This is a genomic window from Roseateles sp. P5_E4 (assembly GCF_054049255.1).
In genome coordinates this window covers 18124-44091 of record NZ_JBFUMS010000007.1, presented here as the reverse complement: position 1 = coordinate 44091, position 25968 = coordinate 18124, and the positions used below count along the sequence as shown (strand labels likewise).

At 69.4% G+C, this 25968-nt stretch carries 28 protein-coding genes; 15 read left to right on the top strand and 13 right to left on the bottom strand.

What is annotated here, in order from left to right; genetic code table 11:
* Positions 1-15 precede the first annotated feature (15 nt).
* The gene (locus ACXJLH_RS14795; protein WP_457444883.1) at positions 16-510 is read left to right on the top strand and encodes a hypothetical protein; all 495 of its coding nucleotides are present in this window, start codon (positions 16-18) and stop codon (positions 508-510) included.
* Here ACXJLH_RS14795 and ACXJLH_RS14790 read toward each other — a convergent pair.
* The 6 genes from ACXJLH_RS14790 to ACXJLH_RS14765 form a co-directional block, all read right to left on the bottom strand.
* On the bottom strand, positions 507-1022 hold the full coding sequence (locus tag ACXJLH_RS14790) for a hypothetical protein (protein WP_457444881.1): 516 nt from the start codon (positions 1020-1022) through the stop codon (positions 507-509). The two genes, ACXJLH_RS14795 and ACXJLH_RS14790, sit on opposite strands and share 4 nt — an antisense overlap.
* A gap of 12 nt (positions 1023-1034) precedes the next feature.
* A complete protein-coding gene (locus tag ACXJLH_RS14785) occupies positions 1035-2198 on the bottom strand; it encodes an ABC transporter permease (protein WP_457321016.1) in 1164 nt (387 codons plus the stop codon).
* Entirely contained in the window at positions 2195-2989 is a 795-nt protein-coding gene (locus tag ACXJLH_RS14780) for an ABC transporter ATP-binding protein (RefSeq protein WP_457444879.1), read from the bottom strand. The genes ACXJLH_RS14785 and ACXJLH_RS14780 overlap by 4 nt, the downstream gene beginning before the upstream one ends.
* Positions 2986-4464: an alpha/beta fold hydrolase gene (locus tag ACXJLH_RS14775; protein WP_457321020.1), complete on the bottom strand. Its 1479-nt coding sequence runs from the start codon at positions 4462-4464 to the stop codon at positions 2986-2988. Before ACXJLH_RS14775 ends, ACXJLH_RS14780 begins: the two co-directional genes overlap by 4 nt.
* A 124-nt stretch (positions 4465-4588) precedes the next feature.
* Positions 4589-5287, bottom strand: a complete 699-nt coding sequence (cuyB, locus tag ACXJLH_RS14770; RefSeq protein ID WP_457321022.1) for a cysteate racemase — start codon at positions 5285-5287, stop codon at positions 4589-4591.
* 197 nt (positions 5288-5484) lie between these two features.
* A complete protein-coding gene (locus ACXJLH_RS14765) occupies positions 5485-6378 on the bottom strand; it encodes an amino acid ABC transporter substrate-binding protein (RefSeq protein ID WP_457444877.1) in 894 nt (297 codons plus the stop codon).
* A 111-nt stretch (positions 6379-6489) separates the two neighbouring features.
* On the opposite strand from ACXJLH_RS14765, the gene ACXJLH_RS14760 reads away from it, so the two are divergent.
* Together ACXJLH_RS14760 and ACXJLH_RS14755 are read left to right on the top strand one after the other, a co-directional pair.
* Positions 6490-7371, top strand: a complete 882-nt coding sequence (locus ACXJLH_RS14760) for a LysR family transcriptional regulator (protein ID WP_457351912.1) — start codon at positions 6490-6492, stop codon at positions 7369-7371.
* Positions 7372-7631: 260 nt separating this feature from the next.
* The gene (locus tag ACXJLH_RS14755) at positions 7632-7835 is read left to right on the top strand and encodes a hypothetical protein (RefSeq protein WP_056190902.1); all 204 of its coding nucleotides are present in this window, start codon (positions 7632-7634) and stop codon (positions 7833-7835) included.
* Positions 7836-7838: 3 nt separating this feature from the next.
* Here ACXJLH_RS14755 and ACXJLH_RS14750 read toward each other — a convergent pair whose 3' ends face one another.
* From ACXJLH_RS14750 to ACXJLH_RS14740, 3 genes are all read right to left on the bottom strand, one after another.
* Positions 7839-9404, bottom strand: a complete 1566-nt coding sequence (locus ACXJLH_RS14750; RefSeq protein ID WP_457444875.1) for a thioredoxin family protein — start codon at positions 9402-9404, stop codon at positions 7839-7841.
* 108 nt (positions 9405-9512) lie between these two features.
* Positions 9513-9926, bottom strand: a complete 414-nt coding sequence (locus tag ACXJLH_RS14745) for a nuclear transport factor 2 family protein (protein ID WP_457444873.1) — start codon at positions 9924-9926, stop codon at positions 9513-9515.
* A complete protein-coding gene (locus ACXJLH_RS14740; protein WP_457444871.1) occupies positions 9923-10360 on the bottom strand; it encodes a MerR family transcriptional regulator in 438 nt (145 codons plus the stop codon). Before ACXJLH_RS14740 ends, ACXJLH_RS14745 begins: the two co-directional genes overlap by 4 nt.
* Positions 10361-10408: 48 nt before the next feature.
* Here ACXJLH_RS14740 and ACXJLH_RS14735 point away from each other — a divergent pair, with 48 nt between their 5' ends.
* Positions 10409-11074 carry a DNA alkylation repair protein gene (locus tag ACXJLH_RS14735; protein WP_457444870.1) on the top strand — a complete coding sequence of 222 codons (666 nt, stop codon included), beginning with the start codon at positions 10409-10411 and terminating at the stop codon, positions 11072-11074.
* Here ACXJLH_RS14735 and ACXJLH_RS14730 read toward each other — a convergent pair.
* Complete coding sequence (locus ACXJLH_RS14730) at positions 11071-11463, bottom strand: cupin domain-containing protein (RefSeq protein WP_457444868.1); 393 nt, start codon at positions 11461-11463, stop codon at positions 11071-11073. The two genes, ACXJLH_RS14735 and ACXJLH_RS14730, sit on opposite strands and share 4 nt — an antisense overlap.
* Before the next feature lie 261 nt (positions 11464-11724).
* On the opposite strand from ACXJLH_RS14730, the gene ACXJLH_RS14725 reads away from it, so the two are divergent.
* On the top strand, positions 11725-11931 hold the full coding sequence (locus tag ACXJLH_RS14725; RefSeq protein WP_457351923.1) for a hypothetical protein: 207 nt from the start codon (positions 11725-11727) through the stop codon (positions 11929-11931).
* Here the strand turns inward: ACXJLH_RS14725 and ACXJLH_RS14720 are convergent.
* Positions 11928-13979 (bottom strand): oxidoreductase, encoded by a 2052-nt coding sequence (locus tag ACXJLH_RS14720; RefSeq protein WP_457444866.1) that lies wholly within the window; start codon positions 13977-13979, stop codon positions 11928-11930. The two genes, ACXJLH_RS14725 and ACXJLH_RS14720, sit on opposite strands and share 4 nt — an antisense overlap.
* Positions 13980-14194: 215 nt before the next feature.
* On the opposite strand from ACXJLH_RS14720, the gene ACXJLH_RS14715 reads away from it, so the two are divergent.
* The 4 genes from ACXJLH_RS14715 (at position 14195) to ACXJLH_RS14700 (ending at position 16864) form a co-directional block, all read left to right on the top strand.
* Positions 14195-15553, top strand: a complete 1359-nt coding sequence (locus tag ACXJLH_RS14715; protein ID WP_457444864.1) for a DUF4397 domain-containing protein — start codon at positions 14195-14197, stop codon at positions 15551-15553.
* Between the two features lie 83 nt (positions 15554-15636).
* Positions 15637-16332 carry a hypothetical protein gene (locus tag ACXJLH_RS14710; RefSeq protein ID WP_457444862.1) on the top strand — a complete coding sequence of 232 codons (696 nt, stop codon included), beginning with the start codon at positions 15637-15639 and terminating at the stop codon, positions 16330-16332.
* Between the two features lie 167 nt (positions 16333-16499).
* On the top strand, positions 16500-16631 hold the full coding sequence (locus ACXJLH_RS14705) for a hypothetical protein (RefSeq protein ID WP_457321046.1): 132 nt from the start codon (positions 16500-16502) through the stop codon (positions 16629-16631).
* Positions 16628-16864, top strand: a complete 237-nt coding sequence (locus ACXJLH_RS14700) for a cysteine-rich CWC family protein (RefSeq protein ID WP_457321048.1) — start codon at positions 16628-16630, stop codon at positions 16862-16864. Before ACXJLH_RS14705 ends, ACXJLH_RS14700 begins: the two co-directional genes overlap by 4 nt.
* Here the strand turns inward: ACXJLH_RS14700 and ACXJLH_RS14695 are convergent.
* A complete protein-coding gene (locus ACXJLH_RS14695; protein WP_056190885.1) occupies positions 16828-17280 on the bottom strand; it encodes a nuclear transport factor 2 family protein in 453 nt (150 codons plus the stop codon). The two genes, ACXJLH_RS14700 and ACXJLH_RS14695, sit on opposite strands and share 37 nt — an antisense overlap.
* A 99-nt stretch (positions 17281-17379) precedes the next feature.
* Here ACXJLH_RS14695 and ACXJLH_RS14690 point away from each other — a divergent pair, with 99 nt between their 5' ends.
* The 6 genes from ACXJLH_RS14690 to ACXJLH_RS14665 all read left to right on the top strand — a co-directional run bounded on the left by ACXJLH_RS14690 (position 17380) and on the right by ACXJLH_RS14665 (position 23032).
* Complete coding sequence (locus tag ACXJLH_RS14690; RefSeq protein ID WP_457388501.1) at positions 17380-18108, top strand: TetR/AcrR family transcriptional regulator; 729 nt, start codon at positions 17380-17382, stop codon at positions 18106-18108.
* Positions 18109-18257: 149 nt separating this feature from the next.
* Positions 18258-19133 (top strand): DMT family transporter, encoded by an 876-nt coding sequence (locus ACXJLH_RS14685; protein ID WP_457444860.1) that lies wholly within the window; start codon positions 18258-18260, stop codon positions 19131-19133.
* Positions 19130-20800 carry a long-chain-fatty-acid--CoA ligase gene (locus tag ACXJLH_RS14680; RefSeq protein WP_457444858.1) on the top strand — a complete coding sequence of 557 codons (1671 nt, stop codon included), beginning with the start codon at positions 19130-19132 and terminating at the stop codon, positions 20798-20800. Before ACXJLH_RS14685 ends, ACXJLH_RS14680 begins: the two co-directional genes overlap by 4 nt.
* A gap of 134 nt (positions 20801-20934) precedes the next feature.
* Entirely contained in the window at positions 20935-21546 is a 612-nt protein-coding gene (locus ACXJLH_RS14675; protein WP_457444856.1) for a class I SAM-dependent DNA methyltransferase, read from the top strand.
* Positions 21543-22427 (top strand): DMT family transporter, encoded by an 885-nt coding sequence (locus ACXJLH_RS14670; protein WP_457444854.1) that lies wholly within the window; start codon positions 21543-21545, stop codon positions 22425-22427. Before ACXJLH_RS14675 ends, ACXJLH_RS14670 begins: the two co-directional genes overlap by 4 nt.
* Positions 22428-22477: 50 nt before the next feature.
* Positions 22478-23032, top strand: a complete 555-nt coding sequence (locus tag ACXJLH_RS14665; protein WP_457444852.1) for an alpha/beta hydrolase — start codon at positions 22478-22480, stop codon at positions 23030-23032.
* 9 nt (positions 23033-23041) lie between these two features.
* On the opposite strand, the gene ACXJLH_RS14660 is transcribed toward ACXJLH_RS14665, so the two are convergent.
* Entirely contained in the window at positions 23042-25912 is a 2871-nt protein-coding gene (locus ACXJLH_RS14660; RefSeq protein WP_457444850.1) for a helix-turn-helix transcriptional regulator, read from the bottom strand.
* Between the last annotated feature and the right edge of the window lie 56 nt (positions 25913-25968).

The following is a 25968-nucleotide window of genomic DNA, read 5'->3' as shown; positions in this document are numbered from 1 at the left end:
GGTTAGGCTGGCGGCATGACGCCCACAGAAACCGCGCTGCCACCCGCCAGCCTGCTCGCCCGCCTGGCCAAGGAGCACGGTGCCTTTGCCGATGCCTACACGCTGAAGGTCCCGCGCGCGGTGACTCTTGCCGAGTTTGTCGAGGCGTTCTACACGACGCGTCTCTTCAAGGTCGAGCGAGCGCTGATTGCGCTGTTCGGCCGCCCGTCCAGTGACGCGATGGCGCGCGCCGTCGCCCGCGGTGAGGGCGCGCGCCTGGCCGTCTGGACGGTCGAGGCCCGCGAGCCCGACGAGCTGCTGATGCACGAGGACAGCGGCGCCACGCGCTCCTGGTTCAAGGCCGAGGCGGGTGCGACGGGTACCACGCTGTGGTTCGGTTCGGCCGTCGTGCCGCGCCGCTGCGAGGCTGGCGGCGAGCCGCGCTTCGGCCGGGTCTTCCACGCGCTGCTGGGCTTTCACCGCTGGTATTCGCGGGCCCTGCTCAAGGCGGCCGCTCGACGGCTTGGTTAGCGTTCGGTGCCCGGGCCGGTGAGCTTCTCGGTGACGACCTGCCCGGACGCCATCTCCTCGATCCAGACTTCGCAGCGGTCGGCGGCAATGCGGCCGGCTACGGTGTAGCGCTTGCCGTCCTGCGGCGTGAAGTTCACGTCACCCACGGTGCGGCAATTCGGGTTCGACATCGCGAGCATCGGCGAGGCGTACTGGGTCGCAGCCTGCAGCCGCACGCGGGACGCGTGCAACGGCAACTCGTTGGTCAGTGACACGGGCGTGACGGTCATGCCGCTGCCCTGACCCGCCCGCGTGCTGGCCATGCTGCTGCTGGACAGACGCCGGTCGTCGACCTGCGTCATCTCGAAGACGTGCAACTGCTGGGGGCTGATGGCCACGACCTTGTCGGCGACATTGGCCGTGGCGCCGCTGTAGTCCGGCGGCGTGGCGGCTTCGAAGGCAGTGAAGGTCTTGAAGCTGGTGCAGCCGGACAGCAACAGCGCCGTGGCCGCCATGGAGACGATGCTTTTCATGCGGTGGGCAGCTTACCGTGCCACCGCCGCCCGCATCGAGCGGGCCACGTAAAGCAGGGCCGCCACCGTCAGCGCGATGCCGACGAGCACGCCCGGCATCACCTGGCCCCAGCGCAGCGCCTCGCCCTTGAGCACGGCCATCATCAGCGTGTTCTGTGCAAGACCTGGCACCCAGTAGTACCAGGCCGCCTCGCCACCCGGGTTGAGCAGGCTGACCATGGGCATCAAGGTGACGGCGGTGATGACCAGCGTGCTGCCCGCCTGGGCCTCCTTGAAGGTCTTGGAGCGGATGGCCAGCGCCATCAGCAGGGCGGACAGGCCCGCCGCAAGCGGGATCTGGATCAGCCAGAAGGCCAGCACCTCGGGCCCGCCAAAGCTGAACTGGGCCTGCAGCACGTCGCTCTTGAGCAGCCACTGCGCCGGCACGAAGCTCAAGGAGGACAGCAGCGCGACGGCCATGCCCAGCAGCGCGACGGCGCCCCACTTGCCGGCCACGATGGCGCCGTGCGGAGCTGGGTTCATCAGCAGCGGTTCCAGCGAGCCGCGCTCGCGCTCACCTGCCGTGCTGTCCAGCGCTGCGGTCAACGCGCCGTAGAGCACGGCCATCAGGATGAACATCGGGATGATGCCGGTCAGCCGCGCCGCGCGGGCCTGGGCGCTGGCGAGGTCACGCTCCTGCACGTCCGTGGCTTCGAGCAGTTCGGTGGACACGCCGCGCATCGCCAGGTTGAGCATGGCACGCTCGCGGTTGAAGCCCCAGAGCAGGCTTTTGATGGCGCCTACGCCCGCCTCGGCCCGCTGGTTGGCGCTGTCGCTGACGACCTCCACCGTCGGCGCCTCGCCGGCCAGCAGCTTGGCCTCGAAGTCCTTGGGCACGACGAGCACCGGCTCCAGCAGCGTGGTGGCGCGCAGCCGGGCCTCGTAGTCCTCGGGCGCGGCCTTGAGCGTGTAGGTCTGGCGCTCGATGAAGTTCTTCAGCGTCGGCGCGGTGTCGATGCCGACGGCCAGCACCTCGCGCTTCTCGGCGCGCTCCTCCAGCGAGGCGATCAGGCCCGACAGCGCCATCAGCAGCAGCGGCCCCATCAGCACCGCGGGGACAGCCAGGCGCAGCAGCGTGCGTCGGTCGCGCAGCGCGTCGCTGAGCTCCTTGATGAAAACGATCAGGGCTTGTTTCACGCGGCCACCTCTTCAGGAAATGCGAGCTTGACGAAGGCGTCTTCGAAACGCGATTCGCCGGCCAGTTCCAGCAGCTCCGGCACGCTGCCGCGGGCGACGCTGCGTCCCTTGGACACGACGACGACCTCGTCGCAGAGGTGTTCCACCTCCTGCATGATGTGGGTCGAGAAGACGATGCATTTGCTGCCCCCCGCCGGGCTGCGCAGCCAGCGCAGGGCCTCGCGCAAGGCGCGCGTGGCCAGCACGTCCAGGCCGTTGGTGGGCTCGTCGAGCACGATGTTGGCGGGGTCGTGCACCAGCGCGCGGGCCAGCGCTGTCTTCATGCGCTCGCCCTGGCTGAAGCCGTCGGCGCGGCGGTCCAGGATGTCGCCCATGTCGAGCAGCTTCGCGAGGTCCTCGGCACGCGCGTTCGCGGCATCGGGGCTCATGCCCTGCAGCCGGCCGAAGTAGACGATGTTCTCGCGCGCCGACAGGCGGGGGTAGAGGCCGTGCGCATCGCCGAGGATGCCCATGCGCGACAACGCCTTCAGCGGCGCGTCCTTCACGGCGATGCCGTCGACGCTGATGGCGCCCGCATCTGGCGGGAACAAGCCGGCCAGCATGCGCAGCGTCGTCGTCTTGCCCGCGCCATTGGCGCCCAGCAGGCCGGTGATGCGGCCGTTGGCGGCCTTGACGCTGACGCCCTGCACCGCATGCACGACGCGTTTGCCGTCCTTGGAGTTTCGGCGCTTGAAGAGCCTGCCACCGCTCTGGGCGATGAACTGCTTGTGAACGTCCTGGATGTCGATCATTGGGCCGCCCCTCCGTGGACGGGCGGAGCGGGCTGAACGGGCTGGAAGGCGACAGGGCGTGGGATGCGGGTGGCGCAGGCGGCGTCCTGGGGCAGGGCGGCCGCGTCCTGCTTGGCGTCGATGAAGCGGAACATCAGGTCACGCATGCAGCCCACGGCCATGACGCCGTGGCCCGCCTCGGCGACCACAACGTGCTGCACGCGCTCCGGATGGCCAGCTCCCAGGGCCTTGGCGACATGCTCGCCGTGGCGTGGCGGCGTGGCCGGGTCGGCGCCGCCGCTCAGCACAAGGACCGGGCTGGGCGCGGGTGGGATCTTGTAGAAGTCGGCCGCCACGTCGCCGCGCGGCCAGGTCTTGCAGATGCGGGCATACATCTCGGCATCGACGGTGCGGAAGTCCGCGCCCGGCGCGTCCTTGGCCTCGGCGATGCGGGGCGCGTCCTCCGCACACATGACCGAGAAGTGCATGCCCATGGCCAGGCGCATCGAGGGGCTGGAGCCGAAGGCCGTCGTCAGGCCGAAGAGGGAGGCGAAGTTGCCGTCGCTAGCCGCTGTGTGGATGGCGGCGGGCAAGGCGGCCGCCAGGGCTGGCTGGTAGAGCGGTCCGCGCACGGAACGCATCACCAGGTCGCGGTCCACGGTGAAGCGCTCGGGCACGCCGGTCAGCGGTTGCTGCACATTGACCTGGCGCGGCAGCGAGGCCAGCAGCTTCTGCCAGTCGGCGCGCAGCTCGGGGTGGGTCTTGGCGTGGGCCTCGAAGAGCTTGTCCAGCGCCGCCTGGCCATCGGTCGAGAAACTGGCCGGCAGGATCATGTCCGGCGGCGCGACGCCGTCGATGACGGTGCGGCGGACCTTGGCGGGGAACAGGCGCAGGTACTCCACCGCGGCGCGCGTGCCGTAGCTGGCGCCGACGAGGTTCCACTGCGGCACCCCCAGCTGCTCGCGCACGGCGTCCATGTCCTGCATGGCGATGGTCGTCGTGAAGAAGCGCAGGCCGCCGTTTTGGCCATAGGGCAGCTTCTCCAGCCCGGCGCGGCATTCGTCGATGCGGCGCATCTGGGCGCTGGGCTCGAGCTGCTCGGCGACGGAGAGCTTGCTGTCGTCGGGGCAGTCCAGCGGCGCCGATTGGCCGGTGCCGCGCTGGTCGATGAAAACCAGGTCGCGGCGGTTGTTCAGCCTGGACAGGCGCGGCAGCACGCGCGCGGCCACCTTGATCGCGCTCTGGCCAGGCCCGCCGGCCAGCAGCAGCACCGCGTCGGGCTGCTTGTTGCGCGCCAGCGCCGGAACCACGAGGTAGTGGATGTCGACCTTCACGCCGTCCGGCCGGGCTGGGTCCAGCGGGCGCTGCAGGCTGCCGCATTGGAGCTCGTTGGGGATGCCGTCGATGCGGCAGGGCTTGAGCGGCCCCGCGGCCGCCACCGTGCACAGGCCGGCCATCGTCAGCAGGGCCAGCAGGCGTCCTCGCCAATCACGCATGCCAATCTCTTCTTGTCGTTGCAGTGGCGAGCAGTATCCGGCCCGGGCGGCGGCGTGGGGCAATGGGCCGGGATGAGTGGCGGTAGCAGCCGCGCGAGCGGCGGGAAAGCGCGCGTGGGTGGCTTCAGCCCCGGCCCACGCTGGCGACAACAAGGCGCGCCAGGGCCGCCGTCGCATCGACGACCGGCAGGCCGCAGGCTGCGGCGCCCAGCACGATGGGGATCTCCGTGCAGGCCAGCACGAGGACGGCCGCGCCGCGCTGGCGCAATGCGCGAGCCGCGTCGGCCAGCAGGGCCTGGCCGTCCTGCAGCCGGCCGGCCTTGACGGCCTCGATGCCGGGCATGACGCGCTCCAGCATTTCGGCGGCGGTCGGCAGCAGCCACTGCACCGGTGGCGCGTCGGCCAGGCGGCGGTTGATATACAGGCCCGAGGCGGTGGTCGCGTCGGTGGCCAGCAGGCCGATGCGGGCCTCGGGCCCGGCCAGGTCCAGCGCCTCGCGCAGCGCCGCGTCGACGAGGTGGAGCATGGGCCGCTGCAGCTGGGCCTGGACCTCGTCGAACCACAGATGGGCGGTGTTGCAGGGCATGACGATGAGGTCGGCGCCGGCCGACGTCAACCGCCGGCCGCTGGCGACGATGGCCTCCAGCGGCGAGTCGCCCGCGCCCCGGAAGGCGGCGGTGCGGTCCGGAATCTGCGGCAGGCAGCTGACGATCATCGGCACGTGGTCCTGATCGCGCGCGGCCGATGTGGCGTCAAGCACCTTGCGCATGAAGTCGACCGTGGCCAGCGGGCCCATGCCGCCCAGCACGCCGATGACGTTCATGTCAGTTGTCCATTCCGCGGTCGTGGCACCCGCGACGCATGAAGGATTCTTCGGGCCGAGCGCCGGGCCGCCCCAAGCCGGCCCGGTGGGCGATGTGCTTGCGGCTCGACGCCGCAAGCATCGCCGTCCCCCTGGGGGACCGACTGGGCTTGCCCGCGTTCAGCGCGGCAAGACTGGGCGAGGGGCGTACTTTCACTTCAGACGGCCGGCTTGTCGGACAGCTGCTTGAGGTTGTCGCGCAGCTCCGGGCTCATCGGCGCGTTCAGGTTGATGCCGCGCGGCGCGATGGGCGACTGGAACCACTTCTTGTACAGCGCCTCGAACTCGCCGCTCTTCATCAGCCCGGCCACGGTGTCGTCGACGAGCTTCTTGAAGGCGGGGTCGTCCTTGCGCAGCATGATGGCGTAGGGCTCGACCTGCAGCGCCTCGCCGACGATGGCCAGCGAGGCCGGTTCCTGGGCGCTGGCGCGCAGGCCGAACAGCAGGATGTCGTCCATGCCGAAGGCGTCCGCGCGGCCTTGCTGCACGAGCAGGGCCGATTCGGCATGGTCCTTGGCTCCCAGCAGCTCGAAGCCCAGGTCGCGCTCGACGTTGAACCTGCGCAGCACCTGGACGTTGGTGGTGCCCGAGGTCGAGACGACCTTGCGTCCCTTCAGGTCAGCGAAACCCTGCACCGATGAGCCGGCCTTCACGAGCAGCCGTGTGCCGGTGTAGAAGTAGTTGATCGAGAACGCAACCTGCTTGTTGCGCGCGCTGTTGTTGGTCGTCGAGCCACACTCGATGTCGATGGTGCCGTTGGTCAGCAGCGGGATGCGGTTCTGCGAGGTCACGGCCTGCGCGGCCACCTTCAGGTCGGCGCGGCCGGTGGCCTTCTTCACCTGCTCGACGACCTTGGCGCAGATCTCCCAGCCAAAGCCGGTGGGCTTGGCGTCTTCGCCGAGGTAGGAGAAGGGAATGGACGACTCGCGGTAGGCCAGCGTGATCGTGCCCGAGGCCTTCACCTTGTCGAGCGTGCCGGGTTCGGCGTGGGCGCACAGGCCTGTCAGGCACGTCAGGCCGGCGAGGGTGGCGGCAGCGGCGGAATGCTTCATGAAGTCCTCCATGGCGGGGTGTTGATTGATGGGCTGGATGCTAGGAAAACCGGCCCCGGCCGTGCATCGCGTTTGACCGCCATCTCATCAGCTGACCTAATGAAGGCCGCCATGAGGATCAAGCACGTCGAAGTTTTCCACGCCGTCATGCTGACCGGCAGCGTCGGCGCCGCCGCCAAGCTGCTGCACGTGACCCAGCCCGCCGTCACGCAGACGCTGCAGCACGCAGAGCTGCAGCTTGGCTACGCGCTGTTCACGCGCCAGAAGCGCCGCCTGGTGCCCACGCGTGAAGCCCAGGCCCTCTACCCCGAGGTGCAGGCGCTGATGCTGCAGCTGGAGTCGCTGCGCCGCATGGCCTCGGCGCTGCGGCAGGACCAGGACCACCCCTTGCGCATCCTCATCGTGCCGTCGCTCGCGGTGCGTGCGCTGCCGGACGCACTGCGCATCTTCCGCAAGGCGCATGCGGGCATGCCGGTGTCGGTGCGCACGCTGCACTCCAACGACATCGCCCGCGCGATGGCGCTGCAGGAGGGCGATGTCGGCATCGTCTACGGCAAGCTGCCGCATCCGGCGTTGCAGGACGAATTCGTCGCGGCGGGGCGGTTGGTCTGCGTGTCCGCGCGCAAGACGCCGGCCGACAAGCGCACGACGGTGACGATGCAGGAGGTGCTGCGCGAGCCCTTCATCCGCATCGACGAGCGCGACCCGCTGGGCGCCGTGCTGGCCGATCACTGGTCACGCCTGGGCCTGGTCGCCAAGGCCGGCATGACGGTGCAGACGCACCATATCGCCATGGTCATGGCCGAGCAGGGCTTCGGTCCCGCCATCATCGACTCCTTCACTGCCCAGGCCGCCACGGGCGAGGGCCTGCACGTGCGCACCCTGCTGCCCGAAGTGCCGGTGGAGGTGCACGCCGTGCAGCCACAGGGCGTGCGCTCGCCGCGCGCCGTGGCGGACTTCATCGCCGCCTTTCGCACGGTCATCACGGCCTGATGCGGCCGTGGCGGCGTATGCTGGGCCGCAATCCCTCAGCCCGCCGGAACGCCAGCCATGACCCTCTGCCCGATCGCTGCCGTAGTCGGCTGCGCCAAGTGCCCGGCCTTCCGGGTCTGCCCACTCAAGGCGGTCATCGGCGATGTGGCCAAGACGCCGCCCCCGCCGGCCAAGGCGCGCAAAAAATGATGCCTGAAGTCGCGGGCATGGCTTAGATTCCCATCCCACGACGGCGACCGTGCCGCAACGAAAGGCTGAGCGTGCAGACACTCGACGAGATGCGTGACCGTTGCCTGCTGACTGCCGAGCAGCATGCGGAGATCGGTGCCTGGGTCAGCCAGGCGCGCACCCCCGAGGCCATCCTGGCCATGCCCGAAGGGCTGTGGCGCACGCTGGAACTGGCCAGCGTGCTGATGGACGTGGACGCCGACCTGCGGCGCGACCCGCTGCTGTCCGATTCCTAGCGGTCAGGCCTTGCTGGTCGGCTTCATCAGCCCCTGGCAGGCCGACCTGGCCTTGGCATCGGCGGCATCCAGCTTGCCGCAGACGCCGTCGAGCTGGGCCTTGAGCCGGCCCACGGCGGCGGCTTGCGCCGGGCTCTGATTCCACGCGCCCAGCAGGGTCGCCACCTTCTTCAATGAACGCTCGCTGCGTTCGTAGAAGGCGCCGGGGTCCTTGTCTGCCTCGGTAAAGAGCTGGGCCGCCGCCTTCTCGATGCGCGGCGTGTCCTCGGGCGACAGCTCGACCAGCGCGCCGAGGTAGGTCGTGCCCCACTGCAGGCGCGTGGCCGGCCCCTCGCTCTTGTTGAAGGCCTCCTCGTACCAGCGCAGCGCGTCGGCCTTGCGGCCCTGTTTCTTCGCGTTGCCGCCGAGCTGGCTCATCAGGTAGTAGGGCGAGTGGCTGCGCGCCAGGGCTGACTTCAGCAGCTCGTCACTCTCCTTCCACAGGCCGGCGCGGCCGAGCAGGTGGGCGGCCTCGGTGACGACGGCCTGGCGCTCGTAGCCGTCGGTGATCTCGCGATTGGCTCGGCTGGCCTGTTCGCGCGCCTCGGCCAGCAGCGCGGCGGGGATGTTCTTCGGGTTCGGCTCATCCTTGGGCGAGTCCAGGCGGGCCAGATCGATGCGGCCCTGCAGCGCGTTCAGGCGGTCGGCGCGGGACAGCGTGGCGTCTTCGTTGAGGCGTTTCAGCGCCGCGTCGAACTCGGCGACCAGCGCATTGCGCGCCTCGCCGGGTTGCGGGGCGAGCGCCTTGACCAGGTCGGGCGCCTCGTTGGTCAGCACGTCCATGTGGGCACGGGATTGGGCTGCGTCCGCCAGCACGGCGCGCAGGCGTGGCAGCTGTGTGGGGTCAGCCGGCTTGCCCTCGGCCATCGCGCCGATGGACTTCAGCCACAGCCGCGTCGTCGTCTCGGCATCGGCGCCTTCGCTGGCCTTGGCCAATTGGGCCAGCGTCGCCGGGCGCTGCGCCACCGGCAGCAGTTGTTGCTCGTCGGTCTCCCAGCCATAGAAGCCCAGCAGCCGCCATTCATTGGTCGACAGCTTCCTGCCCGTGGATTTTGAATTGAGGGCATCGGCCAGCACCGCCTTGACCGGGCGGCCGCTGGACAGGCCGAGCTGCAGCACCTTCATGACCTGGGCCGCGTCGGCCTCGCCCGGCAGGCGGGTGATCTCGCTGCCGGCCGGGTTGAACAGGATCAGCGTCGGGTAGCCGCGCACCTTGAAGCGCGTGCCGAGCTTTTGCGCGCCGGGCGCATCGCCGTCGATGCCCACGGCCACGAAAGCCTTGCTCTGCTCGATGAAGTCGGCGCGGTTGAACAGCGTCGCCTTGAGCTGGTTGCACGGCGGGCACCACTTGGCGCCCCAGTACAGCAGCACCGGCTTCTTCTCGGCCTTGGCCTGGACGAAGTAGCGGTCGATGTCGGCATCGGCCGCGGCGGCCTGCCAGGAGACGCCGGGTGCGGTGGCGGCATGGGCGGGAGCGCAGCTCAGGGTCAGGGCCAGCGCAAGCGTCGAGAAGAGGGGTAGCAGCTTCATGGCAGACGACGAGAAGGGGTGGCGCAATTGTCCTAGGCTTTGCGACAGGCCATGCGCGTTCGCCGAATGGGCTTATGAGCTGGCCGCATCAGTCATGGCCAGCGCCGCTCAGGGCGACCCGAGCACGCGGCAGGCGAGGTCGGTGTCCATGTACTCGGTCACCTCCTTGAGCCGGCCGGCCTGCAGGCGGAACACCATGCAATAGTGGTTGTTGTAGGCCTCGCCCGCGTGGGTCTGCACGTCGCCCTGGCATTGCACGACGACATGGTCGCCCTCCGCGATGAAGCGCTGGGCGCGGCTGCGGTAGCGCGTCGCAAAGCGCTGGAACAGCGGCTGCAGCAACTGCCCGCGCACCACGTCGCGGCCGGCCCAGCGGCGCGACCAGGGAGAGACGCCGGCGATGGTCCAGCTGAAGTCCTCGTCCATGGCGGCAACGAAGGGGGCGCCGTCGCCATCGGCCAGGGCGGCGTAGATGGATTGCAGCAGGGCCTTGTTGGCGGTGGGGTTGTCGATGTCGGTCATGACTTGATTCCGGGGTTGAGGGGCTTGAGCGGATCACGCGCCGGGCGTTGGCCGGTGGCGATCCAGTCGTCGTAGAAATCCAGCTTCTGGTCCAGCGCGGTCAGGGCCTCCTGCCAGCGCGAGATCGTCGCCAGCACGTCGGCGCGGTGGGCGGCGAGCATGTCGCGGCGCGCCGCCAGGCTCTTGCGGCCCTGGGTGACCAACTCGGTGTAGCGGCGCATCTCGGCGATGGACATGCCGGTGGTGCGCAGGCGTTCCATCAGCTCGAGCCACGCGACGTGCTGCTCGCGGTAGCGCCGCCGGCCGCCAGCGTCCCGCGCCACGCCGGGCACCAGGCCCTGGGCCTCGTACCAGCGGATGGCGTGGACGGACTTGCCGCAGCGTGCGGCCAGCGCGCCGATCAGCAGCAGGGGAGGGTCGGCCAGGGCTGTCATGTGACCATTGGACGACCTAGAGTGCGCTCTAAGTCAAGCGCCATCGTCATGAGCACACCGCCACTCGACCTCGCCCTCCAACGCCTGCGTTCCGCGGCCCGCCCGGATCAGCTCGAAGGCATGGCGCGCTTCGGCCTGACCGGCGACGGGCGCCTCGGCCTGGCGGTGCCGACGCTGCGCGCGCTGGCCCGCGAGTTCAAGCGCGACCACGGGCTGGCCCTGGCGTTGTGGGACACCGGCATCCCCGATGCCCAGATCCTGGCCGGCATGGTGGCCGAGCCAGCGAAGTTCACTCTGAAGCAGATGGACCATTGGGTCGCCGACATGCGCGCCTGGGATGTCTGCGACCAAGCCTGCACCAATGCCTTCGTCAAGAGTCCGCTGGCCTGGGATGCGATCCCGCGCTGGGCGGCGCGCGAGCCCGAGTTCGAGAAACGCGCCGGCTTCACGCTGCTGGCGGTGGCCGCGGTGCATCAGAAGCAGCGGCCGGATGCCGACTTCATCGCCCGCCTGCCGCTCATCGAAGCCGCGGCTGATGACGAACGCAACTTCGTCAAGAAGGCCGTCAACTGGGCGCTGCGGCAGATCGGAAAACGCAGCAAGGCGCTACGTGAGCCTGCGCTCACTGTGGCGGAGCGGCTGTGCCAGCGTGACGAGAAATCGGCGCGCTGGATAGGCACCGACGCACGCCGCGAGTTGAGCCGCTCGGCCTAAGCCCGGCCCAGCTGCTCCTCGATGGAGCGCGTCTTCTCGTTCGGCGAGTCGCCGCTGTGCAGCGTCGTCTTGCGCTCCACCAGCATCAACAAACACTCCTCCTCGGCGACGGGACAGTGCTCCACGCCGCGCGGCACGACGAACATCTGCCCGGCTTCCAGCGTAACGGCACCATCGCGCAGCTCGATGCGCAGCCGGCCGCGCAGGATGTGGAAGAGCTCGTCCTCGTCGGGGTGGCGGTGCCAGCCGAAAGTCCCCTGCACCTTGGCGACCTTGACGTAGTTGTCATCGAAGGCGCCGACGACGCGTGGCGACCAGAACTCGGTCAGGCTGGCGGCGACGTCGACAGGGCTGACAGCGGCGTGAGCGGAGGCGGGGGCGTTGGACATGGCGCGGGCATCGGCGAAGAGAGGGGGGCGCCAGCGTAGCCCGACGGCGCTGGCCGTGACCGTGAGGGGACAACGACTGGGTCATAAATCGACTCTGACCCCAGTTTTGCTCCCTCTTTGGTGGGAGAGCCGGGGGATGTGCCGGGGTGGTCTCCCCCCTCGCTCCACCCTCCGGGTGATGTCCGGAAAAGGGCTGGGCGCCGATGCTGACGGCATGGCGTTGAACACCACGCCGAGCCTTCAGATCACGGAGCCCTCACCATGCAATTCTTCAGCTCGTCGCAGTCGCCCTGGTCCAACTCCAAGCTGCCCGTGGCCATGCCCGCCCGGTCGCGCACCGGGGTGGCAGGCGGCAAGCCGGAAATCTGCGGCTGGTATGACTCCAGCTTCGACCTGGCCACCGGCCTGGAAGTCTGCGAGCAGGACAACGACACGCTGTACCAGCTCTGGCAACTCTCCCAGAACTAAAGCGTGCAGGCCAGCTTGGTGCCCTGCAGGATGGCCCGTTTGGCGTCCAGTTCGCCGGCCTCCAGCGCGCCGCCGATCAGGTGGACGTTGACGCCAGCGGCCTTCAAGGGCGCCTCGAGTTCGCGCAGCGGCTCTTGGCCGGCGCACAGCACGATGGTGTCGGCCTCGATCAATTGGTTGTCGGCCCGCTTCTCGCCATAGCTGACCCACAGGCCCTCGGGCGTGATCTGCTCGTAGTTGACGCTGGCCAGCATGTCGACGTTCTTCATCTTCAGCGCCGCGCGGTGGATCCAGCCGGTCGTCTTGCCCAGGCCCGCGCCGGGCTTGCCGGCCTTGCGCTGCAGCAGCGTGATCTGGCGGGTGGGCGCCTCGGGAGCCGGCCGCAGCAGACCGGCACGCACCTGTTCCGGATCGCCCACGCCCCAGTGGCGGCGCCAGGCCGCCGGGTCCAGCGTCAGCGAATGGCCGGCTTCCAGCAGGTATTCGGCCACGTCGAAGCCGATGCCGCCCGCGCCGACGATGGCCACGCGCGCGCCCACCGGCTTGCCGTGCCTCAGCACATCGATATAGCTCAGCACCTGGCCGCGTGCCTGGCCTTCGTCCTGGCCCTTGATGCGCGGGTTGCGCGCGCTCACGCCGGTGGCCAGCAGCACCTCGTCAAAGCCCTTCAGGTCTTCGGCCGAGGCCCGACAGTTCAGCTTCAGCTCGACACCGGTGACCTCGATGCGGCGGCGGAAATAGCGCAGCGTCTCGCTGAACTCCTCCTTGCCCGGAATGCGCTTGGCCATGTTGAACTGGCCACCGATCTCTGCCGCCGCGTCGAACAGCGTGACCGCATGGCCGCGTTCGGCCAACGTCGTTGCTGCGGCCAGGCCGGCAGGGCCGGCGCCGACGACGGCGATGCGCTTCTTCGCGCCATTCACCGGCTTGATCACGATCTCCTGCTCGTAGGCCGCCCGTGGGTTGACGAGGCAGGTCGAGATCTTCTGCGCGAAGGTGTGGTCCAGGCAGGCCTGGTTGCAGGCAATGCAGGTGTTGATCTCGTCCGCCCTGCCCTGGCGCGCCTTCTTGACGAACTCGGCATCGGCCAGGAAGGGCCGGGCCATCGACACCATGTCGGCGCTGCCATCGGCCAGCACGCCTTCGGCCACCTCGGGCGTGTTGATGCGGTTGCTGGTGATCAGCGGCGTCGCGATGCCTTCCTCGCGCAGCTTGGCGCGAAGCTTTGCCGTCACCCAGGCAAAGCCCGCGCGCGGCACGCTGGTGGCGATGGTCGGGATGCGCGCCTCGTGCCAGCCGATGCCGGTGTTGATGAGAGTGGCGCCGCCCTTGGCGACGCGCCGACCCAACTCCACCACCTCCTCCCAGCTGCTGCCGCCCGGCACCAGGTCCAGCATGGACAGGCGGTAGATGATGATGAAGTCCGGCCCGACGGCCTCGCGCATGCGCGCCAGGATCTCCAGCGGCAGCCGCATGCGGTTCTCGTAGCTGCCGCCCCAGTCGTCGGTGCGCTGGTTGGTGTGTTCCACCAGGAACTGGTTGATGAAGTAACCCTCGGAGCCCATCACCTCCACGCCGTCGTAGCCGGCCTCGCGGGCCAGCTTCGCGCAGCGGATGAAGGCACGGATCTGGCGCTCGATGCCACGCGAGCTGAGCTCACGTGGCGTGAACGGGCTGATCGGGCTCTGGATACGCGACGGCGCCACGCACAGCGGCGAATAACCATAGCGGCCGGTGTGCAGGATCTGCAGCGCGATCTTGCCGCCCTCGGCATGCACGGCGTCGGTGATGATCTTGTGGCGCCGCGCCGCGCCCGAGGTGGCCAGCGTGCCCGCGAAGGGCTTGGCCCAGCCTTCGATATTGGGCGCGAAGCCGCCGGTGACGATCAGGCCCACCTCGCCACGGGCCCGTTCGGCGAAGAACACCGCCATGCGCTCGAAATGCTTGCGCCCATCCTCCAGCCCGGTGTGCATGCTGCCCATCAGCACGCGGTTCTTCAGCGTCGTGAAGCCGAGGTCCAGGGGCGCGAGGAGATGGGGATAGTTCATGGCGGCGGATGCTAACCAGCGACACCCCCCAAGAATTGGAGTGCTCTCCTCACCTCAGCACTGGGGCAGACCCTCCCCTCAGCAACAGTTCTTCACCCACCGCTAGATGGTGGAAATCGTGACATCCTCGGCTTGAGTTCTAATCGCGATCCGCGTTCTTGGCCGCACTCTTGTCGATGAGTGCCCGGCGGTTTGGTTTTTTCGGAGAGTTCTCGATGCGATTCACCCCCTGGGCCACCCGGCTGGTCCTCACGCTGAGTTTGTCGGCCACTGCACTCCTCACCGCCTGCGGCGGCGGCGGCGGCGGCGACGGCGACAAAGCGGAAGTGCGACTACTCAACGTCACGTTGACACAGCCCAGCCTGGATTTGGTGCTTGGCGACAACCAGTCCGTCAGCGCCAAGGTCACGCCTGGGACCGTCGGTACCTACGGCAGCGTGAGCACCAACAGCTCGGGCAATGTCGTGACCAGCGGATCTGGCACGAGCGTTGCCGTCGTGTCGCCCTCACTGACCGGCGGCAGTAAGTACACGTTGATTGCGTACAACTCTGCCGGGCTCGTCAGAACCAGCCTGTTGCAGGAAAGTCAAGACGCGGCGCCCTCTGGAAAGGCAAAGTTGCTGGTGCTGAACTTGGCGCCGGATGCCGGCGCGATGGACGTCTACGTGCTCGGTACCGGCGACTCGCCCGACACGGCCACCCCGCTCGTGACCAACAACGGCGGCGGCGGCGGCGCTGGCTACACCCAAGTCAATGCAGGCACATTCCGCATCCGTGTCACCGGGACGGGTGTTCGTAACGACTTGCGTCTGGACATCCCCACCGTCACGTTGGACTCGGCGAGCGTCAATTTGTTGATCCTGACGAATACCACCAGCGGGTCGCTTGTCACGGGTACGCATGTGGTGCAACAAGGCAAGGCCACCCATTTCGCAAATCCTCTGACGCGAGTGCGTGTCCTCAACGGGCTGCCCGGCACGCCTACCGTGTCCGCATCCGTTGCTGACAGCACCACTTCGACCACCACGACCATCCTGGCAGCGTCGCGTCCGCTCAACCTTTCGAGCTACGTGACCTTCAACGCGGGTGCCGGCACGGTCACGGTGCTGGTCGATGGCGCGCCGAAAACGTTGGCCGCCAGCAGCTTTGTTGCCGGCCAGGATTACACGGTGCTCGTCTGGGGCCCTGCAGGTGCTGCGCAAGTGAAGGCTCTTAAGGATGACAACACACTGCCTTCGGTTAACGGCAATGTGAAGATTCGTCTCATCAACGGCCTGTCAGATCCGTCGGCGGTCGCCACGCTGAACGTGAACTCGCAGGATGTGCAGTCGGCGATCAACGTGGCGACGGGCAGCACCTCTGACTCGTTCAGCAGTGCCAGCTACGCCAACGGTGGTACCGGTGTTCCCGTGGTCGTGACGTCGCCCATCACGTTGTCGGGCGATCCGCTGTGGGTGCAGAGTGGCACGGTGACCAGCCCTGGCAACACCATCCTGCAGGCCAACGGCGTTTACACCGTCGTTGTGACGGGCGATCCGGTCGGCGTTCGTGGCCGGCTCTACAAGGATCGCTGATCACGGCTCGCCAGGCACATAACGCCAGCCCCTCGCGCCTCAAGGCCGAGGGGCTTTTTGTTGGCCGCGCGAAGATCGCACCCGTGTCCCCGGTCACGCCTAAGCGCCATCACCTGCAACGCCTTCGCCAGCTCTGGCGCAGCGCCGGCTGGCCCTGCCAAGACCTTGTCGAGGTCGAGCTGCTGGCGGCGGGATGGGTCGAGCGCCTGCAGGAGGCCGGCGGCCGCGAGCGCCTGCGCGTGACCGATGCGGGCGTCGCCCTCATCGCCGCGTCGCTGACGTGCAACCGGGCCGCGAGGGACGCGCACGAATTGCTGGTCGAGCGCGTTGCCACCGAGATGCAGCGTGCCGGCCGCATCGCCTGGCGCGGTCTCACGCTGCGCGCCGGGCTGCCCGGCGAAGAGGGCAAGACGCTCTGGGTCAACGCCATGCCCGACGTCTATTCCATCCGCCACAGTACGGTGGAGGACTACCTCGAACCCGCCATCCACGAGATCAAGGTCAGCCGCGCCGACCTGCTCGGCGAGCTGCGCCGCCCGGCCAAGTCCGCGGCCTACCGGGCCCTGTGCGGCCAGTGCTGGTTCGTCATCAAGGCGGGCATCGCGGTGCCCGAGGAGATCCCGCCCGACTACGGCGTGCTGATCGGCCATGGCAGCCACCTCGAGCTCGCGCGGCCGGCGCCCAAGCGCGCTTGCAAGCCCGACTTCGCGACCTGGATGGCGCTGGCGCGCGCGACGCCGCTGGCGCCACCGGAAGACCCCCAGTCCCACCTGGCTTGAGGCCTGCCCATCATCCCGCCAAGGGAGGGAGGCGCCCATGATGCGCGGATTGACGGAGGGGCTGGCCGTCCTGCGGGATGGCCGGTTGGGCGCTCGCCAGGAAAGCCCGCCCGGCGCGGCCCTCTACGGCCCACAATCCGCTTCATCCCCTACGGCCAGATGACCCGATGGCGACTGCCAAGAACACCGTCCCGACCGACGACAGCAGCGAGGCCCGCTTTGCAGCGCGGCCCGAGGTGCACATGGCCGATTGCGGGGCGCTCGCCGCGCGGATGGCGCTCAAGGAATGGTGTTCATGAGCGGCACCCTGCTCGACACGAACTGCCCGCGCTGCGGCGGCGGCTTCGAGTGCGGCGCGGCATCGGGCCCGGCCGGCCACTGCGCCTGCTTCGGCATCCGGCTGACCGAGAGATTGCGCACCCAGCTCATTGAGCAATACAGCGGCTGCCTGTGCCTGACCTGCCTGCGCGAGCTGATCGAGGCCGACGGGCGCCGTCACCCCGTGATCGGCTCGGCCAAGGCCTCGGGCTGACCGGCAGCGGCCACCTCGGCCAGATAGCCCGCCAGCCGGGCCGTGTCGCAATGCACCGTCAACGCGCTGACGCGCCCCCAGCGCAGCTCGAACTCATGCATGCCGCGGTTGCTGCCCTCGCGGCCGCCGGGCAGCTGGAAACGGTCGCGCCAGGCCACGACGGCCCGCGTGCGCCAGGGCCAGCCGCTGACCCAGACGCCGTCCACCTCGAAGCGCAGACCCGGTAGCAGGCGCTGCAGGCGTGAATACCAGCGCGTCGTCGCGGCCAGGTCACGGCGCTCGCCACCCAGCGCGTGGTTGCCGACCATGCTGTGGCAATGCTGCGCCGCGAACTGGCCCGGAATGCCCTCATAGCGCCCCGCGTTCAGCGCCGCAAAGGCCGCCAGGAGCTTGCGTTTGACGATGGCGTGGTACATGGCCGCTCTCCTTGTCAACCCGTCAGACCTGCATGATCTTGACGATGTAAAGATGATGGCAGTATCCCCCTTGATCTTGCTGGTGGCAAGATGCGGTGCATGACCAAGGCTGCGCCGACCCGACCGCCCTCCGGCAAAGACGAAACCAAGCCAGTGCGTGCGCCGCGGGCCGGGAAGGTCGCGGGCCAGCTCGCCGCCGACCGCCCGCCGCGCCCGCGTGCGAAAGCGGCTGGTGCCTATCACCACGGTGAGCTGCGCGAGGCGCTGCTGGACGCGGCCGAGGCCCTGCTGGCCCAGCGCGGCGCGGCGGCGCTGAGCCTGCGAGACGTCGCCCGCAGCGCCGGCGTCTCGCATGCGGCGCCCTATCACCACTTCGCCGGCCTGCCGGAGCTGCTGGCCATGCTGGCGGCGCGCAGCTTCGAGCAGCTGGGTGCGGCCATGCAGGCGGGCGTCAACGCCCACCCGGCCGATGCGCGCGAGCAGCTTTTGGCCATCGCCACCGCCTATGTCGACTTCGCCCGGCGCCGGCCGGCGCGCTTTCGCCTCATGTTCGGCCCCGTGCTCGCGTCGCGCCAGCAGCACCCGGGCCTGGATCGCGCGGCGGAGGCGTCGTTCCGCGTGCTGCTGGACGCAGCCACCCGCTTCGACGCGTCGGCTGGCCCGCTGATCGCGCTGACGGGATGGAGCCTGGCCCATGGCCTGTCACATCTGAGCCTGGACGGGGCCTTCGCCGGCTTGCCTTTGCCCGGCCCGCTCCCGGAGCCGGTGGAACTGGTGAGACTGATGTGTGCAATGGTGTTAGCCCCTCGACCAGCCTCGCTGCGCTGAACGCGCGCGACCTGGTCGGTCCCCCGCGGGGACGGTGATGCTCGCGGCATTGAGCCGCGAGCACATCACCAAGCGGGCCGGCTCGGGAGCGGCCCAGCGCTCGGCCCGAACACGCCGTCGTTCGATGGGCGAGGCATGATCGGTCTCCCATGACCGCCCTCGACCGCCTCGCCCCACCCCTCTTCATCTTCATCTGGGCCACCGGCTACATCGTCGCCAAGCTGGCGGCGCCGTATGCCGACCCGCTGACCTTCCTGAGCTGGCGCTATGCCGGCGTGGTCGCGCTGATGCTGGGCCTGGCGCTGGCGGCGCGGGCGCCGTGGCCGTCGCGCCGCGACATGGCCCACCTGGCCATCGCCGGCCTGGGCATCCAGGCGCTTTACCTCGGCGGCGTCTGGGTCTCCATCCGCCAGGGCCTGCCGGCTGGCACGGCGGCGCTGATCGTCAACCTGCAGCCGGTGCTGGTGGCAGCGGCAGCGCCGCTGATCGGCGAGCGTGTGGCACCGCGGCAATGGGCCGGCGTGGCCCTGGGGCTGGCCGGCGTCGTCCTCGTCATCTGGCACAAGCTCAACCTGGGCACGAGCTACGGCCCGCCGCTGCTGCTGTGCCTGATGGCCCTGCTCGCCATCACAGGCGGCACGCTGTACCAGAAGCGCTTCGTGCCGCAGTTCGACCTGCGCACCGGCCAGGTCGTGCAGTTCGTGGCGGCCTTGGCCGTCACCTGGCCCCTGGCCTGGTGGCTGGAGCCGATGCGCATTGAATGGAACGCCCAGGTACTGGTCGCCATGGCCTGGAGCATCCTGGTGCTGACGGCCGGCGGCATCAGCCTGATGTTCTACATGCTGCGCCATGGCCGCGTGACGGCGGTGTCAAGCACCATGTATCTGGTGCCCTCTGTCACCTCGGTGATGGCGTGGTTGCTGTTCGGCGAGACACTCGGCGCACAAGCCATCGCCGGCATGGGTGTGACGCTGCTCGGCGTCTATCTCGTCGTCGCGCAGAGGAAAACGGAGACGCCCGCATGACCCCCCGAGCACATCACAAGTTCTGGCCCGTCCGCGTGGCGCATGCCATCGAGCCGCCGGCCACGGCCCTGCCCGACAACCTGGCGGTCAGTGCGCGCCGCTTCCCGCATCGGCCGGCGCTGGTCTTCCTGGGCCAGACGACCACCTACGCCGAACTGGCCGCGCAGGTGGCGCGCCTGGCCGCCTGGCTGGCCGAGCGGGGCGTGAAGAAGGGCGACCGCGTGCTGGTGGGCCTGCAGAACTGCCCGCAGCTCGTCATCGCGCACTACGCCGTGCTGAGCGCGAACGCCGTCGTCGTGCCCGTCAACCCGATGAACAAGGCGGCGGAGATCAAGCATCTGATCGAGGACAGCGGCGCCGTGCTCGCCATCACCAGCGCCGACCTGAGCGCCGAGTGGCTGTCGGCCGGCATGCCGGCCCAGGATCTGCTCGTCACCCGACTGGCGGAGGTGCTGCCCGGCGGGCATTCCGATGGCGCTGGCCTGCCCACGGGTTGGGCCGACTGGCTCAACACCGACATCGCCCTGCCCGCCGGCACCACGGCCTGGGCCGACGCGCTGGCCTGCACGGCCGCGCCGCCGGCGCTGGAGGTGGGCGCCGACGACCTCGCGCTGCTGCCCTACACCAGTGGCACGACGGGCCATCCCAAGGGCTGCATGCACAAGCATCGCAGCCTGCAGCACAACATCTTTGCCGGCGGCCTGTGGGCCAATGTCAGCCACGAGGACGTGGTGCTCGGCGTCGTGCCGATGTTCCACATCACCGGCATGGTCGTCATCATGCACGGCACGCTGGCGGCCGGCGCCTGTCTGGTGCTGATGCCCCGCTGGCAGCGCGAGTACGCCGCCCGCCTCATCAAGGAGCACCACGTCACGCGCTGGACCAACATCCCCACCATGGTCATCGACCTGCTGGCCAGCCCGCAGGTGGACAGCTTCGACCTGAGCAGCATGGTCACCATCGGCGGCGGCGGCGCTTCCATGCCGCAGGCCATTGCCGAGCGGCTGTGGCAGCGCTGGGGCCTGCGCTACATGGAAGGCTATGGCCTGACCGAGACCGCCGCGCCCAGCCACAGCAACCCCTACGACTCACCCAAGCAGCAATGCCTGGGCGTGCCCTACATCAGCTGCGACGCGCGCGTCGTCGACCCCGACACGCTCAAGGAGCTGCCGCCCGGTGAGGCCGGCGAAATCATCGTCCACGGCCCCATGGTCTTCGACGGCTACTGGCGCCGCCCCGACGCGACCGCGGCTGCCTTCATCGAGTTCGAGGGCAAGCGCTTCTTTCGCACTGGCGACATCGGCTATGCCGACGCCGATGGCTATTTCTTCATGACCGACCGCCTCAAGCGCATGATCAATGCGAGCGGCTTCAAGGTCTGGCCGAGCGAGGTCGAGAACCTGATGCATGCCCACCCGGGCATTGCCGAGGCCTGCATCATCTCGGCGCCCGACGCCTATCGCGGCGAGACCGTCAAGGCGGTGGTCGTCAAGCGCGCCGGCCATGAGTCACTGACAGCCGACGAGCTGCGCGACTGGTGCCGCGCCAACATGGCCGCCTACAAGGTGCCGGCCCTGATCGAGTTCATGGACAGCCTGCCCAAGAGCGGCGCCGGCAAGGTCATGTGGCGGGCGTTGCAGGAGCGCGAGAAGGCGCGCGGTGGCTGACCGGCTCCGGCGGCAACCCTGCCCCCGGGCTTTTGCCTAGTGTTCGTGGCGGCGGCGCCTAGGCATTTCGCCCCATGAGCGTTGGCATGCCTTAGACCCAGACTGAACGGCATCGATCACCGCAAGAGGAAGCGATGCCCAAGCCGACCGCCAACGCCATGGCAAACACGCGGCGTACCGTGCAGTCCTACGAAGCGTATGCGCGCCAGTACGACACGCTCGTCGACGCCGAGCGCCCGCCGCACATCCAGGAGGCGCTGCAGCGTCTGGTGCACTGCCTGCCGCCCGGCGGGTCGGTGCTGGAAATTGGCTCCGGCCCGGGGCGCGACGCGGACTTCGTCGAGGCGCTCGGCGCGGTCGTCCGGCGCAGCGACGCTGCGCAAGCCTTCCTCGACCTGATGGCCGAGCGTGGCAAGGCGGCCGATCTGTTGAACGTCATCACCGACGAGCTTGGTGGGCCCTATGACGGCGTGCTCGCCATGGGGGTGCTGATCTACGTCGACCGCGAGCAGATCGATGCCGTGCTGCGCAAGATCCACGCGGCCCTGAAGCCCGGCGGGGCTTTCCTGGTCGCGATGCGCGAGGGCGAAGGCGAGACGGACGCCGATTGGCACACCGTGTGCTGGACCGGCGAGCGCTTCGCCGCGCGGCTCGCCGCGGCCGGTCTGTCGGTCGCGTGGCAGGCCCAGAGCGTCGGCGGCGACGGCAACGACTGGGTCACTTTCCTGGCCAGGAGGGCGCCATGAGCCGGCGCGGCCTCGCCCTGTTCATCATGCTCAGCGTGCTCTGGGGCATGCCTTACCTGCTGATCAAGGTGGCCGTCGCGGAGGTGCCGGTGCCCTTCATCGTCTTTGCCCGCACGGCGCTGGGGGCGGCGGTGCTGCTGCCATTTGCGCTGCGCGGCTCCGGTCTGGCGGCGCTGCGGGCGCACTGGCGCCCCATCCTCGCCTTCGCGGTCGTCGAGATGATCGTTCCCCAGGGCTTGATCGTGCATGGCGAGCTGCACATCAGCAGTTCGATGGCCGGCTTGCTGGTGGCAGCCACGCCCATCATCACGGTGGCGCTGAATCGACTGCGCCGCGATCACGACCGCCTCGGCGCGGGCCGTCTCGCCGGCCTGATGTGCGGGCTCGCGGGCGTTGCGGTGTTGGCGCTGCCGGCGCTCGGCGGTGATCGGCTGTCCGTGCTCGAGGTGCTGCTCGCCGCCGCCTGCTATGCGGGGGGATCGATGATTGCGGCGCGCTGGCTCGGCGATGCGCCCGCGATCCCGATGACGACGGCATGCCTGGCCATCACGGCGCTGGCCTATCTGGTCCCGGCCCTGGGCAGCTGGCCCGCGGCATGGCCCAGCACCCAGGCCACAGCCGCGATCATCGCGCTGGGCATCGCCTGCACCGCCGTCGCCTTCGCGGCCTTCTTCCTGCTGATACGCGAGATCGGCTCGGAGCGGGCTGTCGTGATCACCTACGCGTCGCCGGCAGTGGCCGTCGCCGCAGGCGTGGCACTGCTCGGCGAGCCGCTCGAGGGCCGCATCCTCATCGCCTTCGCCCTCATCCTCTGCGGCTCCTGGCTGGCCACCTCGCGCGGGCCGCGAAGCCTGGCGACCGCGTCGCCTGCCAAGGGTTAGGCCGCCATGCCCAACCATCAATCAAGTCCACTCAACCCGGAGACAAGTGAATGCAGAACCACGACATCTTGTTTGTGCAAGGCGCGGGCGAAGGCGCGCACGCCGAAGACCAGGCCCTTGCGAACTATCTGAAGAGCGCCGTCGGGCCCGACCATGCAGTCAGCTATCCCAAGTTCTCCGGGCTGGAGAACGTGGTCTACAAGACATGGAAGGACGAGATGGCGGCCGAGCTGAAAAACTCCGGCGACCCGAGCATCGTGGTGGCGCATTCCCTGGGCGGTGCCGCGGTGCTGAAGTACCTGACGCAGGAGCGCCGGGACCTGTCGCTGGCCGGGCTGTTCCTCATCGCCACGCCCTACAAATGCGCCGATGGCGAATGGGGTGGCGACGACTTCGCGCTGCCCGTCGATTTCGCCGCGACCGTGCCCAGCATGGGTGCGATCGTGCTGTATCACAGCGCGGACGACGAATGGGTTCCCTTCTCGCACCTGGCCCGGTGGGCCGAAAAACTCCCGGGCGCGACCTCACGGGCCTTCACCGATCGCGGCCATTCCTTCTCTGCGAAGGCGTTCCCCGAACTGATCGCCGACATCAGGGCGCTGTAGCCGGCGGCCTCACACGGCGCTGACCAGGCCGAGCCGGTGCGCGGCCGCCGCAGCGGCGCCTCGCGACGGCACCTCGAGCTTGGCCAGGATGTTCGACACATGCACGCTCGCCGTCTTCACGCTGATGAACAGCGCCGCGGCGATCTCTCTGTTCGAGCGGCCCTCGACCAGCAGCGTCAACACCTCGACCTCGCGCGCCGTCAGGCCCTGGGGCGAGGCTGAGGGCGCACCGCCCTCGTCCGGCCAGAGCTCGACCCTGCCCCGGTTGGCCACGGTGGCGAGTTGCGCGATCAAGGGCTCGGCGCCCAGTTGCCGCGCGAGCTGCGCCGCGCGCCGCAGCGCTGCGGTGGCTTCGCCACGTTGGCCGGCGGCAAGCCACGCGGAACCCTGGCGCATCAGCGCATAGGCCAGCCATGGAAGGTTGCCGATCTCCTGCCAGGTCGCGACCGCGGCGCCCCAGGCGACCGCATCCGAACCGCCGCCCAGGCGGCTGCGCTCGGCCAGCGATGTCAGGGCGCAAGCCCGCTCCACCGGGCCGGGCTTGGCCAGATGCTCGGACGATTCCACGAGCAAATCGCGCAGCGCATCGGCACGGCCCGACCCGATGCAGGCGCGCCACGCATGGGCGATCAGCGGCCAGAGCAGTCGTGGCGGCAGCCAGCCCCTGAGCGCCCCGATGCCATGGCCGGCCTCGACGGCGGTGGCCGTGTCGCCTTGAAGCAGGGCGATCGCCATCGACAGCTGGCGCTGTGCGGCGGCGCGGCGAGGCGCGTCCTGCGGACTCTCTCCGGCGGCGGTCAGGGCTTTCAAGGCGCGCTCTGCCACGGCCAGATTGCCTCTGCCGGCCGCGATGAGGCCATCCACCTGCGACAACTGCAGGCTGCCCAGAGGCGAGGGATCGAGTTCGCGAGCCTCTGCAATCAGGTCGATCGCGTCGTCCCAGCGCCCGACGGCCATCAGCGCACGCGCAAGAAGCTGGGCGACTGACGCGCCCATATAGCGGGCCTGGCCGAGCTGGCGGGCCCGCTGCCATGCCGCGCTCGCCGCCTCGACGGCCGCTGCGTGCTCGCCGCGTGCATCGAGCAGATCGACCATCGCGACGCGGGCGATCATCTCTACGCGCCCTGATGCGCCGGCCTGCGCTTCACCCAAGGCGCGTTCAAGCCGCGTCATCGCGGCCATGTCGCCGACAGGCCGGGCGAGTGCACCGGACACCAGGGCCTCGACCGTCCACTCAGACTCGCCGAGGCGCATCGCCAACGCGTCCAACTCGTCCACCAGCGCTCGCATCTCATCGGCGCGACCGTGCAGGGCCAGCGCACGGCAGATCTGGCCGAGCGCCGCCGCCCGTATGCGCGTCGGCCCAGGGGCAAGACGCAGGGCCTCGCGAAGGTCGCCCAGCTCGCCCGCATGCAGGCTCTGCTGGCGCATCATGGCGCGCTCGAGCAGCAGCGCGGCGATGCGCTCGCCATCGGTCACCGGATCGAGTTCTGCGAGGCCCGCTTCGACGATGTGCTGCCCACGCTCGGTCTCAACGGCCCAGCAGGCGGCATCGGCCGCGGCCTCCAGCAGCTGCGCCCGATCGATGCCTTGCGGGCGCTGCGTCGGCTCGACGCGGGGCCACAGGTCGAGTGCATGTTCGAGCATCGTCAACTGCTCGGCATAGGCCAGGCGGGCGGTGGCTTCGCGCGCGGCCTGCCAGGCCGCGTTGAGCGCCCGGGCCGGGTCGTCTGCCGCGCGCCAGTGCAAGGCGATGCTGGCCGCCACCCAGGCGTCGGCGCCCAGCGACGGATCGGCTTCCAGGGCTTCGGCGTAGGTGCGATGCAGTCGCTGTCGTTCGCCGGGCAGCAGGTCGCCGCCAATCGCCTCCTGGATCAAGGCATGGCGGAAGGCGTAGCCCTCCGCATCGGCCGCGATGACGACATGCGATGCGACTGCGGCACGAAGCGCTGCATCCAGGCCATCGGCGCCGACGACGGCGGCCAGCAGCCGATGCCCGACGCGAAGGCCACCCACCGCCATCGCGTGAAGGACTTCGCGTGCCCGCTCCGGCAACTCGTTCACCGCGCCAAGCAGCAGGTCGCGCAGCGATCCCATCAGCTTGGGCCGCACGGCACCCGTCGGCGTGACCAGGGCCTCGGTGAACAGGGGCACGCCATCGCCGCGAGCGTGGACGGCGTTCACGACATCGGGCGCCGGCTCATGGCCCAGCATGGCGCTCAGGTGCAGCGCCACGTCGGTGCGCGACAGGCGCGGCAGGGCGAGCGGGGTCACCCCTTCAATCCGGGCCAGCTCCGCCAATCCGCCACGCAGCGGATGCGCTCCTGCCAGCGCCTCGGTCCGGTACGACGCGACCAGCAGCAGGCGGGTGCCCTGCAGGTTGCGAGCCAGATAGGCGAGGAGGTCGCGCGTCGCGCGATCGGCCCAATGCAGGTCTTCCAGCACCAGCACCACCGGGGCCTGGGCGGCCAGACTCTGGAGCAGCAGGCGCAATGACTCGAACAGCCGCGAGCGCGCCATGCCGGGGTCGCCTTCCGATGGTGCTGGCCCCAGCTCGGGCAGCAGCCGTGCCAGTTCGCGCGCGCCGGAATGCCCCACGAGAGTGACGATCTCGGCAACGCCGCGCAGCTGCACCAGGCGCCGCACGGCCGAGACGAAGGGCGCGAACGGCAGCCCCGGCTCGCTTTGCTCGACACACCAGCCGCTCAGGACCAGGGACTGGCGGCCGAGGCGCTCGGTTGCTTCCCGGATCAGCCGGCTCTTGCCGCCACCACCCTCTGCGCTGATCACGACGGTGCGCACCGTTCCCGCGCAGGCTTCGGCGAACGCGCCCGCGAGCACATCCAGCTCGCTGTCGCGACCGACCATCAGGGGACTCAAGAGACGCTTCACGCTTTGGGAGGGACGGCCTGCCCAGGTCTGGGTGTCGCGGGCGG

Excerpts from the sequence above, each read along its gene's own strand:
- cuyB (WP_457321022.1), bottom strand. The coding sequence starts at position 5,287 with ATGAACGTCATCGGCGTGCTGGGCGGCATGGGCCCGCTGGCCACGGTC.
- ACXJLH_RS14775 (WP_457321020.1), bottom strand. The coding sequence starts at position 4,464 with ATGCGTGATTGGCGAGGACGCCTGCTGGCCCTGCTGACGATGGCCGGC.
- ACXJLH_RS14695 (WP_056190885.1), bottom strand. The coding sequence starts at position 17,280 with ATGTACCACGCCATCGTCAAACGCAAGCTCCTGGCGGCCTTTGCGGCG.
- ACXJLH_RS14715 (WP_457444864.1), top strand. The coding sequence starts at position 14,195 with ATGCGATTCACCCCCTGGGCCACCCGGCTGGTCCTCACGCTGAGTTTG.
- ACXJLH_RS14740 (WP_457444871.1), bottom strand. The coding sequence starts at position 10,360 with ATGACAGCCCTGGCCGACCCTCCCCTGCTGCTGATCGGCGCGCTGGCC.
- ACXJLH_RS14760 (WP_457351912.1), top strand. The coding sequence starts at position 6,490 with ATGAGGATCAAGCACGTCGAAGTTTTCCACGCCGTCATGCTGACCGGC.
- ACXJLH_RS14690 (WP_457388501.1), top strand. The coding sequence starts at position 17,380 with ATGACCAAGGCTGCGCCGACCCGACCGCCCTCCGGCAAAGACGAAACC.
- ACXJLH_RS14670 (WP_457444854.1), top strand. The coding sequence starts at position 21,543 with ATGAGCCGGCGCGGCCTCGCCCTGTTCATCATGCTCAGCGTGCTCTGG.
- ACXJLH_RS14675 (WP_457444856.1), top strand. The coding sequence starts at position 20,935 with ATGCCCAAGCCGACCGCCAACGCCATGGCAAACACGCGGCGTACCGTG.
- ACXJLH_RS14685 (WP_457444860.1), top strand. The coding sequence starts at position 18,258 with ATGACCGCCCTCGACCGCCTCGCCCCACCCCTCTTCATCTTCATCTGG.
- ACXJLH_RS14765 (WP_457444877.1), bottom strand. The coding sequence starts at position 6,378 with ATGAAGCATTCCGCCGCTGCCGCCACCCTCGCCGGCCTGACGTGCCTG.
- ACXJLH_RS14720 (WP_457444866.1), bottom strand. The coding sequence starts at position 13,979 with ATGAACTATCCCCATCTCCTCGCGCCCCTGGACCTCGGCTTCACGACG.
- ACXJLH_RS14725 (WP_457351923.1), top strand. The coding sequence starts at position 11,725 with ATGCAATTCTTCAGCTCGTCGCAGTCGCCCTGGTCCAACTCCAAGCTG.
- ACXJLH_RS14795 (WP_457444883.1), top strand. The coding sequence starts at position 16 with ATGACGCCCACAGAAACCGCGCTGCCACCCGCCAGCCTGCTCGCCCGC.
- ACXJLH_RS14700 (WP_457321048.1), top strand. The coding sequence starts at position 16,628 with ATGAGCGGCACCCTGCTCGACACGAACTGCCCGCGCTGCGGCGGCGGC.
- ACXJLH_RS14735 (WP_457444870.1), top strand. The coding sequence starts at position 10,409 with ATGAGCACACCGCCACTCGACCTCGCCCTCCAACGCCTGCGTTCCGCG.
- ACXJLH_RS14730 (WP_457444868.1), bottom strand. The coding sequence starts at position 11,463 with ATGTCCAACGCCCCCGCCTCCGCTCACGCCGCTGTCAGCCCTGTCGAC.
- ACXJLH_RS14790 (WP_457444881.1), bottom strand. The coding sequence starts at position 1,022 with ATGAAAAGCATCGTCTCCATGGCGGCCACGGCGCTGTTGCTGTCCGGC.
- ACXJLH_RS14780 (WP_457444879.1), bottom strand. The coding sequence starts at position 2,989 with ATGATCGACATCCAGGACGTTCACAAGCAGTTCATCGCCCAGAGCGGT.
- ACXJLH_RS14665 (WP_457444852.1), top strand. The coding sequence starts at position 22,478 with ATGCAGAACCACGACATCTTGTTTGTGCAAGGCGCGGGCGAAGGCGCG.
- ACXJLH_RS14680 (WP_457444858.1), top strand. The coding sequence starts at position 19,130 with ATGACCCCCCGAGCACATCACAAGTTCTGGCCCGTCCGCGTGGCGCAT.
- ACXJLH_RS14745 (WP_457444873.1), bottom strand. The coding sequence starts at position 9,926 with ATGACCGACATCGACAACCCCACCGCCAACAAGGCCCTGCTGCAATCC.
- ACXJLH_RS14750 (WP_457444875.1), bottom strand. The coding sequence starts at position 9,404 with ATGAAGCTGCTACCCCTCTTCTCGACGCTTGCGCTGGCCCTGACCCTG.
- ACXJLH_RS14705 (WP_457321046.1), top strand. The coding sequence starts at position 16,500 with ATGGCGACTGCCAAGAACACCGTCCCGACCGACGACAGCAGCGAGGCC.